This is a genomic window from Ectothiorhodospiraceae bacterium BW-2, assembly GCA_008375315.1.
Taxonomy (GTDB): domain Bacteria; phylum Pseudomonadota; class Gammaproteobacteria; order Thiohalomonadales; family Thiohalomonadaceae; genus BW-2.
On record CP032507.1, the window covers coordinates 2,928,504 to 2,941,701 of the forward strand.

12 protein-coding genes are annotated in these 13,198 nt (G+C 54.1%); 9 read left to right on the forward strand and 3 right to left on the reverse strand.

The annotated features are described in order from the left end of the window. Nucleotides 1-35: 35 nt before the first annotated feature. From rsmI to D5085_14015, 9 genes are all read left to right on the forward strand, one after another. Nucleotides 36-902: a 16S rRNA (cytidine(1402)-2'-O)-methyltransferase gene (gene rsmI, locus D5085_13975; protein ID QEP44132.1), complete on the forward strand. Its 867-nt coding sequence runs from the start codon at nucleotides 36-38 to the stop codon at nucleotides 900-902. Nucleotides 903-1,117: 215 nt separating this feature from the next. Beyond that, nucleotides 1,118-3,121: a transketolase gene (tkt, locus tag D5085_13980; protein ID QEP44133.1), complete on the forward strand. Its 2,004-nt coding sequence runs from the start codon at nucleotides 1,118-1,120 to the stop codon at nucleotides 3,119-3,121. 86 nt (nucleotides 3,122-3,207) lie between these two features. Beyond that, entirely contained in the window at nucleotides 3,208-4,212 is a 1,005-nt protein-coding gene (gap, locus tag D5085_13985) for a type I glyceraldehyde-3-phosphate dehydrogenase (protein ID QEP44134.1), read from the forward strand. 132 nt (nucleotides 4,213-4,344) lie between these two features. Next, a complete protein-coding gene (locus D5085_13990; protein QEP44135.1) occupies nucleotides 4,345-5,529 on the forward strand; it encodes a phosphoglycerate kinase in 1,185 nt (394 codons plus the stop codon). Nucleotides 5,530-5,540: 11 nt separating this feature from the next. Continuing rightward, complete coding sequence (gene pyk / locus D5085_13995) at nucleotides 5,541-6,986, forward strand: pyruvate kinase (protein QEP44136.1); 1,446 nt, start codon at nucleotides 5,541-5,543, stop codon at nucleotides 6,984-6,986. A gap of 65 nt (nucleotides 6,987-7,051) precedes the next feature. After that, nucleotides 7,052-8,116, forward strand: a complete 1,065-nt coding sequence (locus D5085_14000) for a fructose-bisphosphate aldolase class II (GenBank protein ID QEP44137.1) — start codon at nucleotides 7,052-7,054, stop codon at nucleotides 8,114-8,116. Between the two features lie 76 nt (nucleotides 8,117-8,192). Further along, nucleotides 8,193-10,202 carry a DNA helicase Rep gene (gene rep / locus D5085_14005; protein QEP44138.1) on the forward strand — a complete coding sequence of 670 codons (2,010 nt, stop codon included), beginning with the start codon at nucleotides 8,193-8,195 and terminating at the stop codon, nucleotides 10,200-10,202. 3 nt (nucleotides 10,203-10,205) lie between these two features. Next, on the forward strand, nucleotides 10,206-10,517 hold the full coding sequence (locus D5085_14010; protein ID QEP44139.1) for a DUF2288 domain-containing protein: 312 nt from the start codon (nucleotides 10,206-10,208) through the stop codon (nucleotides 10,515-10,517). Beyond that, nucleotides 10,514-11,392 (forward strand): HDOD domain-containing protein, encoded by an 879-nt coding sequence (locus D5085_14015; GenBank protein QEP44140.1) that lies wholly within the window; start codon nucleotides 10,514-10,516, stop codon nucleotides 11,390-11,392. The genes D5085_14010 and D5085_14015 overlap by 4 nt, the downstream gene beginning before the upstream one ends. Before the next feature lie 16 nt (nucleotides 11,393-11,408). On the opposite strand, the gene D5085_14020 is transcribed toward D5085_14015, so the two are convergent. From D5085_14020 to D5085_14030, 3 genes are all read right to left on the reverse strand, one after another. Beyond that, nucleotides 11,409-11,843 (reverse strand): hypothetical protein, encoded by a 435-nt coding sequence (locus D5085_14020; protein ID QEP44141.1) that lies wholly within the window; start codon nucleotides 11,841-11,843, stop codon nucleotides 11,409-11,411. Nucleotides 11,844-12,063: 220 nt separating this feature from the next. Next, a complete protein-coding gene (locus tag D5085_14025; GenBank protein QEP44142.1) occupies nucleotides 12,064-12,501 on the reverse strand; it encodes a rhodanese-like domain-containing protein in 438 nt (145 codons plus the stop codon). A gap of 10 nt (nucleotides 12,502-12,511) precedes the next feature. Then, nucleotides 12,512-13,057 (reverse strand): class I SAM-dependent methyltransferase, encoded by a 546-nt coding sequence (locus D5085_14030; protein ID QEP45171.1) that lies wholly within the window; start codon nucleotides 13,055-13,057, stop codon nucleotides 12,512-12,514. Nucleotides 13,058-13,198 lie beyond the last annotated feature (141 nt).

Genomic DNA, 13,198 nt, shown 5'->3' on the forward strand with positions numbered 1-13,198 from the left:
TGGGAGGCTCCATAGTATCGGCATGAGGAGTGAGCGTGTCAAACAGCAGTGTTAAGGTCGATGCGGCAACGGTCTATATTGTCGCCACCCCCATCGGTAATTTGGGTGATATTACCCTGCGGGCGCTAGAGGTGTTGCGGCAGGTCGATTGTATCGCCGCTGAAGATACCCGCCATAGCCTGCGACTGCTGCACCACTACGCTATTAACCGCCCGCTGCTAGCGCTGCACCAACACAACGAAAACAGTGCCGCGGCACAGCTACTTAAACGGCTCTTAGCCGGTGAGTCGGTGGCACTGATTAGTGATGCCGGTACCCCACTGATTAGTGACCCGGGGGTTCGGCTATTGCAGCAGCTACACCAGCACCGGCTAAAGGTGGTGCCGATCCCCGGCCCCTCGGCACTGACCACAGCGCTCTCAGTCGCCGCTATCGACACGACCCACTTCTGCTTTTACGGTTTTTTGGCGGCTAAAGCGGGGCAGCGCCGACAGCAGCTACAGCAACTGGCCGATAGGGAGGAGGCGCTGGTGTTCTACGAGTCGCCCCATCGTATTCTCGATAGCCTCACCGACATGGCCGACATTTTCGGCGCTAGCCGACTAGCCGTCGTGGCACGAGAGCTGACGAAACGGTATGAGACGGTACTGCACGGCTCACTCGAACAGCTACAGCAGCAGCTACGGCTCGATAGTGAGCAGCAGCGGGGAGAGTTTGTGATTCTCATTGCCGCCGCCGATAAGGTGGCCCAGAGTGAGGTGTTTACCCCACAGGAGTTGCAGCTAATGCAACTCCTCTTGGCGGAAAAAGTAGCGTTAAAACAGGCGGCAAGAGTTATGTCAGGCCATAGCGGCAAGAGTAAAAATCTCTGCTATCAACGGCTGTTAGCGCTGCAACAGTGAGTTGCGTGCCTGCCGAATACCACAGTGCGAGGATTAAATTTTAGTGAAAGCGGTTGTTTTCACCCCCGTTTTCGGAGAGAATCTAGCGCCCATTGAGGCACAGCATGGATGGCGTGTCCACCTGGAACATTAAATTTCGGTTTTTTTAGGGATTTAGTGCTGTTACTGTCAGGTGTGGTAACAGTTTTTCAATTTTCTGTTTTTGAGGAGAGACTATGCCAAGTCGTAGAGATTTAGCCAATGCGATTCGTGCCCTAAGTATGGATGCGGTGCAAAAGGCCAACTCGGGTCACCCCGGAGCCCCTATGGGAATGGCCGACATCGCTGAGGTGTTGTGGAATGGCCACCTAAAACACAATCCCGCCAATCCTGACTGGGCTGATCGTGATCGATTTATCCTCTCCAACGGTCACGGCTCAATGTTAATCTACTCTCTGCTCCATCTGAGCGGTTACGATTTGAGCATGGAGGATCTAAAAAACTTTCGTCAACTCCACTCCAAGACCCCAGGTCACCCTGAGTATGGCTACGCCCCAGGCGTTGAGACCACCACCGGCCCGTTAGGTCAAGGGATATCCAACGGCGTCGGTATGGCGCTAGCGGAGAAGATTCTGGCGGGTCAGTTTAACCAGCCGGGGCACTCAATTGTCGATCACTACACCTATGTCTTCCTAGGTGACGGCTGTCTAATGGAGGGGATCTCCCACGAAACCTGCTCCTTTGCCGGCACCATGAAGCTCGGCAAGCTCATCGCCTTTTGGGACGATAACGGCATCTCCATTGATGGCGACACCGAAGGGTGGTTTACCGATGATACCCCCGCACGGTTTGACGCCTATGGGTGGCAGGTGATTCGTGGTGTCGATGGCCACGATGCCGCCGCCATCGACGCCGCGATTGCGGAGGCGAGGCGCGATAGCGACCGACCGACCCTCATCTGCTGTAAGACCACCATCGGGTTTGGTTCGCCGAACAAGGCCGGTAGCCATGACTGCCACGGAGCGCCTTTAGGTGCCGATGAGATTGCCCTAACCCGTCAAGCGCTAGGCTGGGCGCATGAGCCGTTTGTGATCCCCGATGAGATCTATGTCGGCTGGGATGCGAAAGCGACTGGCGCAGCGGTTGAGCAGAGCTGGCAGCAGCGGTTTGACGCCTATAGAGCGGCTCATCCAGAGTTGGCAGCTGAGTTTGAGCGCCGCATGGCCGGTGAGCTACCCGCTGATTGGGACGAGAGAGCGAACGCCTTTATCCAGAGCGTGGCTGAGAAGGCAGAGAAGATGGCCACCCGTCAACACTCAAAAGCGTCCCTAGATGGCTTTGCGCCGCTACTGCCCGAATTGGTTGGCGGATCAGCCGATCTAACCCCCTCTAATAACACCTTCAATAGCTGCTCTAACTACATTAACGCCGACCACGGCAAGCCGCAGAATTTTGGGGGTAACTACCTCTCCTACGGTGTGCGTGAGTTCGGTATGTCAGCGATAATGAACGGCATGGCGCTACATGGGGGCGTGCGTCCTTATGGGGCGACCTTCCTGATGTTCTCTGAGTATGCGCGTAACGCACTGCGGATGGCGGCACTGATGAAGATTAACCCCATCTTCGTCTATACCCACGACTCTATCGGTCTGGGCGAAGATGGGCCGACCCACCAGCCGATTGAGCAGATCCCAACGCTGCGAATGATTCCCAACATGTCCAACTGGCGCCCCTGTGATGGGACTGAGACAGCGGTTGCTTGGAGAGCGGCAATTGAGCGCAAAGATGGCCCAAGCTGCCTCATCTTCACCCGTCAGGCTCTCACCCCGATGGCTCGCTCCGCAGCGCAGATCGCCAATATTGCCCGTGGTGGCTATGTCCTGCGCGACTGTGATGGCGCTCCCGAGGCGATTATTATCGCTACCGGTTCAGAGGTAGAGATCGCCATGCAGGCGGCCGAGTCACTGAGTGGTCACAACATTCGTGTCGTCTCCATGCCCTCGACCGATCTCTTTGACGCCCAGGATGCCGACTACAGAGAGTCGGTACTCCCCTCATCCTGTACCGCTCGGGTGGCGGTAGAGGCGGCTGTTACCGATGGTTGGTACAAATATGTCGGCTTAAACGGTAAGGTGGTCGGCATTAACCGTTTTGGTGAGTCGGCTCCGGCGGGGCTACTATTTAAAGAGTTTGGTTTTACCGCTGAGAGTGTTGCCGAAGCGGTTAAGAGTATTCTATAACGCTCATTCATCCCATTGTTTGTCCGCTGGCAGAGTGAGTTAACTCTGCCGCCCCTAGCCTTAACTAAATCAGGAGATTATTATTTATGGCAATTAAAGTAGGTATTAACGGTTTTGGTCGTATTGGTCGGATGGCTTTTCGTGCGATTGCAAGAGATTTTCCCGAACTAGAAGTGGTCGCCATTAACGATCTGCTCGAAGCCGACTATCTCTCCTATATGCTCAAATATGACTCGGTACACGGCAACTTTGCTGGCGAAATCTCAGTCGATGGCGATAACATGGTGGTCAATGGCAAGACCATTCGCCTCACTGCCGAGACCGATCCCTCTCATCTGAAGTGGAACGAAGTCGATGTCGATATCGTGCTAGAGTGTACCGGCTTCTTCCTGACCGAAGAGAGCTGCCAGAAGCATATCGATGCTGGCGCTAAAAAAGTGGTGCAGTCGGCACCGTCGAAAGATGCTACGCCGATGTTCGTCTATGGCGTTAACCACCACGAATACGCCGGTCAGACCATCGTCTCTGCCGCCTCCTGCACCACTAACTGCCTCGCTCCTGTTGCTAAAGTGCTGCACGATAATTGGGGGATTAAGCGCGGGCTGATGTCAACCGTTCATGCGGCGACAGCGACGCAAAAGACGGTGGATGGGCCATCTAAGAAGGATTGGCGTGGGGGTCGTGGTATTTTGGAAAATATCATCCCCTCCTCGACCGGTGCGGCTAAGGCGGTAGGCAAGGTGTTGCCGGCTCTTAACGGCAAACTGACCGGCATGGCCTTCCGCGTCCCGACCTCTGATGTCTCGGTGGTTGACCTAACCGTTGAGCTAGAGAAGGGGGCCTCTTACGATGAGATCTGTGCCGCTATGAAAGCCGCCTCCGAGCAGCCCGGCATTGGCGAAACGCTGGCCTATACTGACGAAAAGGTCGTCTCAACCGACTTTCGTGGTAACGGCTTCTCCTCTATCTTCGATGCCGGTGCCGGTATCGCGCTAGATGATACTTTCGTGAAGGTCGTCTCTTGGTATGATAACGAGATGGGTTACACCTGCAATATGCTCCGCTTTGTGATGCATGTCGCTAAAAACTAGTACTAAACGACTCTAGTTTGAACTCTCTACTCGGGGTAATTGACTCTCACCCCGAGGGAGAATAATTTGCCAAATTCAAACAGTTGACTATTGGCAAATTGTTTTTTGTTTAATGTTTATTAGGAGCTCTCCATGTCTTTCATCAAGCTGACTGATCTCGACCTAGCTGGAAAACGGGTACTCATTCGTGCCGATCTGAATGTACCGGTCAAAGAGGGGAGGGTCACCTCCGATGCCCGCATTACCGCCTCCATGCCGACTATTGAGCACTGCGTTAAAGCGGGAGCTAAGGTGATGCTCTTCTCCCACCGCGGTCGTCCGGAAGAGGGCAAAGTGGATGAAGAGAACTCAATGCAGCCGATTGCCGCTGATCTCTCGGCCAAAATGGGCAAAGAGGTGCGGCTGATTAAAGCGTACCTTGAGGGCGATTTTGAGGTTGCCGAAGGGGAGGTAGTCCTGTTAGAGAATGTCCGCTTTAATAGCGGCGAGGGTAAAGATAACGAAGAGTTAGCGAAGCGATATGCCGCCCTGTGCGATATCTTCGTCATGGACGCCTTTGGTACTGCCCACCGCGCCCAAGCCTCGACCCACGGCGTCGGTAAGTTTGCCCCTGTCGCCTGTGCCGGTCTGCTACTAGCCGAAGAGCTAGATGCGCTAGCTAAAGCGCTAGCACAGCCGGCTCGCCCGATGGTCGCGATTGTCGGCGGCTCTAAAGTGTCAACCAAATTGACCGTCTTAGAGGCGCTGTCGGAGAAGGTGGATCAACTGGTCGTCGGTGGCGGTATCGCCAACACCTTTTTGGCCGCTAGCGGAAAAAATGTCGGTCAATCGCTCTGTGAGCACGATCTGATCCCGACTGCTAAAGCACTCATTGAGAAGATGGAGGCACGGGGTGCCTCAATTCCTATCGCCGTCGATGTTGTCTGCGGTAAAGCGTTTAGTGAAGATGCCGAAGCGACCCTAAAAGAGGCGGATGAGGTGGCTGATGACGATATGATTTTCGACATCGGCCCCAAATCGGCGCAAGCACTAGCCGATATTATCGCCAAAGCGGGCACCATCGTCTGGAATGGCCCAGTTGGGGTGTTTGAGTTTGATCAATTTGGTGAGGGGACTCAAACCATCTCAATGGCGATTGCCAATGCTGACGGCTTTAGTCTTGCCGGCGGCGGTGACACCATTGCCGCGATTCAAAAGTATGGTATCTATGACAAAATCTCCTATATCTCTACCGCAGGCGGTGCCTTCCTAGAGTACCTAGAGGGCAAAACGCTACCGGCAGTCGCCATGCTTGAGGAGTGTGCTAACAAGGGTTAGGGAGAGAGCTTGTGCAGCGTCGTACCAAAATAATCGCCACTCTCGGGCCGGCGACCGACGATCCTAAAGTGATGGATCGAATTATCGAAGCGGGGGTCGATTTGGTGCGAATCAACTTCTCTCATGGCTCCCCCGAAGAGCATCTACAGCGGGCGGAGAAGATTCGTAACCGCGCTCAGGCGCACGGACGACAGCTCGGTGTCCTAGCCGATCTACAAGGGCCTAAAATTCGTATTGAGGCGTTTGCTAATAGCGGCTCGATTGAGCTGACCGAGGGGGATCGCTTTACTCTCGACAGCCGTCACGACAAGGCGAATGGGGCGGTCGATAGGGTAGGCGTTAACTATCCCCCATTACCCGCCGATGTGGTTCGCGGTGATACGCTGCTGCTCGATGATGGTCGAGTCGTACTATGGGTCGATGGCGTTGATGAGTTCGAGATTAGCTGCCGTGTCGTCGTCGGCGGCCTACTTAAGAGCTACAAAGGGATCAATCGCTTAGGCGGTGGCCTCTCGGCGGCGGCGCTAACCGAAAAAGATCGGGCCGATATTGCAGTTGCCGCAGAGATGAAGGCCGACTATGTCGCCGTCTCCTTTGCCCGTAGCGCCGATGATGTGATCGAAGCGCGGCAGTTACTGCTTGATGCTGGCGGCAAGAGTCGTATTGTCGCCAAAATAGAACGGGCCGAGGCGTTAGAGGTGATCGATGAGATTATTCGCGCCTCCGATGCCATTATGTTAGTGCGGGGGGAGTTAGGGGTTGAGGTCGGTGATGCGGCGCTGCCGCCGATTCAAAAACGGCTAATTCAGCGGGCGCGGCTGCTCAATCGGGTGGTGATTACCGCCACTCAGATGATGGAGTCGATGCAACGCAACCCTCTGCCGACTCGGGCGGAGGTGTTTGATGTCGCTAATGCGGTGCTCGATGGCACCGATGCGGTGATGCTCTGTGCCGAAACCGCCGTCGGACTCTATCCTGATCGGGCGATTGAGGCGATGCACCGAGTCTGTCTGGAGGCTGAAAAGCAGCCCGAGGCGGTCACTGAGAGCCATCAGCAGCGGATTCATAGCGACTGCCACTATGTCGATGAGGCGATTGCGATGGCGACAATGTACACCGCTAACCACCTTAATGTGAAAGCGATTGCGGCTATGACCGAATCGGGATCGACCCCGTTATGGATGTCTCGGATTAGCTCCGGTATCCCCATCTACGCCCTGACTCGACGAGTCAGTACCCGTCGTCGCGTGAGCCTCTATCGCGGGGTCTATCCGGTCAGTTTTGATCCGACCACCTATAGCGACCATGCTGAAGTTAATCGTGAAATTATCGATGAGCTGCTGCGTCGCGGTGCGGTGCGTGACGGCGATTTAGTGATTATTACCAAAGGTGATCTAATGGGTGTCAATGGTGGCACCAATGCGATGAAAATTGTTAAAGTGGGGGAGTTAAGCTAGCGGCTAGCGCCTCTTTTGGTTCAAATATCTGTTTTTAATCCAACCCTAAAATCGAAGGAGTTTATATGGCTCTCGTTTCAATGCGTCAACTTCTCGACCATGCTGCTGAAAACGGTTATGGTCTGCCTGCCTTTAATGTGAATAACATGGAGCAGGTTCATGCGATTATGATGGCTGCCGACGTGGTTGACAGCCCCGTTATTCTGCAAGGCTCCGCCGGTGCTCGCTCCTATGCGGGCGAGCCGTTTTTGCGCCACCTTATCTCGGCAGCAGTCGAGATGTATCCCCACATTCCGGTGGTGATGCATCAAGATCACGGCGCCTCCCCCGATGTCTGCCTGCGTTCGATTCAATCTGGCTTTTCGTCGGTGATGATGGATGGCTCACTCATGAGCGATGCGAAGACCCCCGCAACCTACGAATACAATGTGGAGGTAACTCGCAAGGTGGTTGAGATGGCCCATGCCGGCGGGGTGTCGGTTGAAGGGGAGCTCGGTTGCCTCGGTTCACTCGAAACAGGTGAGATGGGTGAAGAGGATGGGCACGGTGCTGAGGGTAAGCTCGATATGGATATGCTGCTGACCGACCCCGAGCAGGCAGCCGACTTTGTCAAGCAGACCGGTGTCGATGCGCTGGCGATTGCGATTGGGACCTCTCACGGTGCCTATAAGTTCACCAAGGAGCCGACTGGTGAGATCCTGCGGATTGACCGAATTAAAGAGATCCACGCCCGTATCCCCGATACCCATCTGGTGATGCACGGCTCCTCTTCGGTTCCGCAAGATTGGCTACAGATTATTAACAGCTATGGCGGCGACATGGGGCAGACCTATGGCGTACCGGTAGAAGAGATTGTTGAAGGCATCAAAAGTGGTGTGCGTAAAGTCAATATCGATACCGACTTGAGAATGGCCTCAACCGGTTCGATTCGTCGCCACTTAGCCGAAAATAGCAGCAATTTCGACCCGCGTAAGTTCCTGAAAGAGGCGACCAAAGCGATGAGCGAAATCTGTAAAGCCCGCTACGAAGCCTTTGGTACGGCGGGGATGGCCTCCAAAATCAAGCCAGTCTCACTTGAGGTGATGTTTGGCAGATATGCCTCCGGTGAGCTGGATCCGAAAATTAACTAAACTTAATTTTTAGTCCGCTTGAAAACGGCTCTTCGGAGCCGTTTTTTGATTGACTTCTCATCAAAGGGGGCTGTCCGTGAGTGATACATTAAATCCGCGCCAAAAGGAGGCCGTGCGCTATATCGATGGCCCACTACTGGTGTTGGCTGGTGCCGGTAGCGGTAAGACCCGCGTCATTACCCGCAAAATCGCTTGGCTAATCAATCAGTGTGACTATGCGCCGCACCATATCGCCGCCGTGACCTTTACCAATAAAGCGGCTAGAGAGATGAAGCAGCGGGTCGGGGAGCTGATGGCGGGCAAAAATAGTCGCGGTCTCAGAGTCTCTACCTTTCATACCTTAGGGCTCGATATGATTCGCCAGCAGCTAGGCGAACTCGGCTATAAAGCCGGTTTTTCGATCTTCGATACCGGTGATAGCGTGGCGTTAATTAAAGAGCTATTAAGACGCCACCAAGCGAATGAAGAGTTGGCGCAGGAGCTACAGCAGCAGTTTTCGAGCTGGAAAGGGGAGGCTCTAACGCAGGAGGCGCTCTACCGCCACCCCCCTGACGGAGTCGATAGCGCAATTATCGAGCTATTTGGTGACTATAATCGCCACCTAAAGGCGTTTAACGCGGTCGATTTTGATGATCTTATCGCCCTGCCGCTACAGCTACTGCAACAACATAGCGAGGTGCGGGAGAGGTGGCAGAACAGAATTCGCTACCTGCTAGTCGATGAGTATCAGGATACTAACTCGACCCAATACCAGTTAGTCCGCCTCCTAGTCGGGCCGAGGCAGAATTTGACCGTCGTTGGCGATGATGATCAGTCGATTTACGCTTGGCGCGGGGCGCAGCCGGAGAATCTATCGCTGCTAAAAGAGGACTTTCCCCGTCTAAGGGTGATCAAACTGGAGCAGAACTACCGTTCTATGGGGCGTATTTTAAAGGTCGCCAATGCCTTAATCGCCCATAATGTGCACCTATTTGAGAAAAAATTGTGGTCTGATAAGGGGCATGGCGAGCCGATTCAGGTGGTCGCGGCGGTCGATGGAGAGGATGAGGCGCTCCAGGTCGTGACCGATATTATGCACCAAACCGTGCGTTCTGCCTCTGGCTATCGCGATTTTGCGATTCTCTACCGTAGTAACCACCAATCGCGACTATTTGAGAAGGCGCTGCGAGAGCATCGTATCCCCTACCATCTAAGTGGCGGCACCTCTTTTTTCTCACTCATGGAGATAAAAGATGTGATGGCCTACCTACGGCTGCTGATCAACCCCGATGATGACACCGCCTTTTTGCGGGTGGTCAATACTCCCCGACGGGAGATCGGTGCGTCAACCCTGGAGAAGCTGGGTCACTATGCCGGTGAACGGGGGGTGACCCTCTTTACCGCCTGTTTTGAGCTGGGGTTAAAGCAGCAGTTAAGCGAACGGGCCTGGGGTCGGCTCGACACCTTTGCTAATTGGCTAGTGGCGTTGGGTGATGAGGCTAAGCGTGGGGAGCCGATGGTGGTCTTTGAGGCGCTATTAAAGGCGATCGACTACCAGAGCTGGTTAAATGATAGCGCCGCATCGCTCAAACAGGCCGAGAAGCGCTGGGCGAATGTGATGGAGCTACAGAGCTGGTTGCAGAAGATGGTTGATGAGGCCGAGGGGGAGGTGAAACTAAGCGACTTAGTGGCTCGATTAAGTCTGTTCGATATTTTAGAGCGGCAGAATGAGGAGAGCGATAGTGATGCGGTGCGCTTAATGACTCTCCACTCGGCAAAGGGGCTGGAGTTCCCCACGGTCTATCTGGTCGGCATGGAGGAGGAGAGTCTGCCCCACCGCAATAGTATTGAGGCCGATACTATAGAGGAGGAGCGGCGGCTCGCCTATGTCGGCATCACGAGGGCAGAGCGGCGGTTAGTGTTGAGCTATGCTAAAAAGCGCCGTCGGGGAGGGGAGATGGAGGTGCGTGAACCGAGCCGCTTTTTGGCCGAACTACCGGCTGAAGATCTACAGCGTTCAGGGGTTGGGGTCGAACGGACACCCGAGCAGCAGCAGGCGCACGGTTTAGCGCAGTTAGCCAATCTCCGTGCGATGGTAGGAGCTTAACCGATGGCAGAGGAGCTAGAGCCGTTCGCACAACTGGAGCGACAAAAACTTAACCTAGAGACGGCGGTTATCGGCTGGCACGACCTACAGCGCTTCTTTGCGGCAGGTAGGGTGCTACAGGTGGCCAAAACTCTCGATCTCATTGAGGTGGCGACCCAAATGGCGCTCGATAACTCGCCGATGTGGCAACAGTGGCTACAGCTAGGGCTAGTTCGCGCGGTGGCCGACTGCCAAGCGGCGACATGGTATCGCGACAATACGCTGCTCTGGGCGGTGGTGGTTAGGCCGTGGGTGTTGGTACAGAGGTATGAATGATGCCGATGTTAACGGTCGATAAAGAGGTTCAGCGGCTCGTTGCCACCATTCGGCGCGATTTTGAGGCCAATCGGCTACGGATCCCCTCTCTGCCCGATATTGCGCTACGGGTGCGGCAGGCGATTGAGCAGGAGAACCACTCTGCCCGCCATATCGCCGAAATTATTCAGTTTGATCCGGCCATAGCCGCCAGAGTGATACAGCTAGCTAACAGCGTCCTGTTTCGCGGCAGCCGTAAGATCGAAAACACCCTTGAGGCTGTCGCTCGTATCGGTCTAAATACTGTGCGCGATCTAACCATCAGCCTCTCGATGCAGCAGGTGATGGAGAGTTCTAATGAGCAGATCACCCTGAAAATGCGCCAGCTATGGCAGCACAGCGTCTATGTCGCCGCTATTAGCCGCGTCTTAGGGCGCATCGGCCCTGAGCTGGAGCCAGATAGGGCGCTATTAGCCGGACTGCTGCACGATATTGGCGCGATTCCGGTACTGATCTATGCCGAATCCTCTCCCGAGTTAATCTATCAACCCTCACTATTAGAGCAGTTGATAGAGAAGCTGCGGGGTCGTTTAGGGGTGATGCTGTTGCGTCGGTGGGAGTTTGCCGACTCAATTGCGATCATACCGATGGAGGTCGATCGCTGGCAGCGCAATCCAAGAGCGATGCCAGACTATGCCGATGTGGTGCTGTTAGCCAATATCTTTGCTAACTTTGGTCGCTCTAAGCGCTACAGTGGGCCGCCGCTACACACGCTGCCCGCTTTTAACAAGTTCCCGCTAGGGGCGTTAGGTGCCGAAGGGGGGGTCGAGATTTTGGAAGAGGCGAAGGATGAGATTAAAGCGGTGCTGCGGGTGTTGGGGGGAAGCTCGCTATAGTGTGGCGGTGAGTGGTCTATCGCTCAATGAGGCCGGCGATCTGATCGTCAATAGCCATCAAAATGGCGCTGTGGCCTCGTTCGCGGGTCGATTCGAGCGCTGTTTGAATCTTTTGCGGTATCCTAAGCTGCTGCTGCTCCATGTAGCGGGCGCTACCGAGTTTGATCTGCTGGTGGTTAATCTCTACCTCTATGCCGAGACTGAGATGATATTTCGACTCATGCTGCGCTGGCGGCTCTAATTCGTATCGTCTTGCCTGTTCTAAGATAGCCTTGGCTATCGAATGGGAGAACTTCTGTTCGGCAGCGGCGCTATATTGCAAAATCTTCTCTTTACTAAAGTGCTGCTCATCGGCAGAGACAATCGCGGCGATTTGTGGGGTATCGTCGCTGGGGTGGGGAGCCACTGCCATTTCGGTCTCAATACGCTGGGCCGGCAGTAACGCCTCCATTGGGGCGTGAGTTGGGGCCGTCGCTTTTTGTTGTCGTCGTTTAGATTGCAGATGCCACACTCCTGTGACGGAGGCGATTAGGACTAATCCGAACAGGTGAATCATTTTGCTAACTGTAACTCGGCCTTGTGTTTCATGATCGTCAGGTTTGCGATTGCTATTATGCCCCCCCCTCCAACCTCCCTCCGCTGGGGGGAGGGTTGGAGTGGTGGGGCTGAGATTAGGGACGCGCCACTAGATGGGTGGTGAGTAGGTAGCGTTCAAAGCCGCCGTAGAGAAGTTTGACATTCTCAAAGCCATCTAAACGCAGCGCTAAAGCGACTTGGGAGGCGAATGAGCCGCTGTTACAGTAGGCTAAAATCGGTTTGTCTCGTGGTAATTTATCCCGATTGGCATAGACTTGGCGCCATTCGATATTGACCGCATTAGGGATATGGGCCTTGGCATACTGTTCCGCATCACGAACATCGAGAATGTAAAATTTAGCATAATCTGCCTCGGGAATCTGTTCCGCTGTGATCTGTCCTGCTCCATAAGAGATAAAGTCGAAATACTCCTGCAAAGCATCACTCACGATCGGATCGGCTTCGGCGTAGAGTGGTGTTATCGGGGCAAGCAGTAAGTTGCCCACCAGTAAGGGTAAGTAAATTTTCACCATATTTTTCTCCTTAACTCTGTTTTTGTAAACGAAAATAGCAAAAGTGCTGCACTTTGCCACTCGGTGTCTGATGCGCTTCTCGTTGTGTCTCTAGTAGAGAGAAATCGGCACCTAGGGTTTGGGTCAGCTTTTCGGCATCGTAGCGCTCTACCGGCAGATGACTGCACTGCTCTGGCCCATCTGGGGCGAAGGTGGCGATAATCAAGTGGCCGTTAGGCTGTAGGGCTCTCTCTAGTACAGTCAGGTACTGTTTGCGCTCCTCTGCGGTGGTCAAAAAATGGAATACGGCTCGATCATGCCATAGTTGGTAGCGTTTAGGGGGGGTAAACGCGGTAATATCACTCTCTAACCAGGTCACTTGTTGCGTCTGTGCAGGAGTTAAGCGAGCTTTGGCGTGTGCTAAAGCCGCTGCTGCAATATCTAATACGCTAATATCCTGATAGCCTGCGGCTAGCAGTTTATCAACTAGATAGGAGGCACCACCGCCGACATCAATCAAAGGTTGGGTCTGTTTTATGCCTGTATTATGAATTAGATTCAGGGAGTATTCGGGCATAGTTTGATACCAGCTAACCTCGCCGGGCTGTTTTTGCTGATACACCGTCTCCCAGTGCGCTTTTCTCTCCACTCTGTCTGCTCCTTTTGGTATTCAATTTATTTGTTGAATAGTTGAGTATAGTCAGGGGAGGGGGGATGT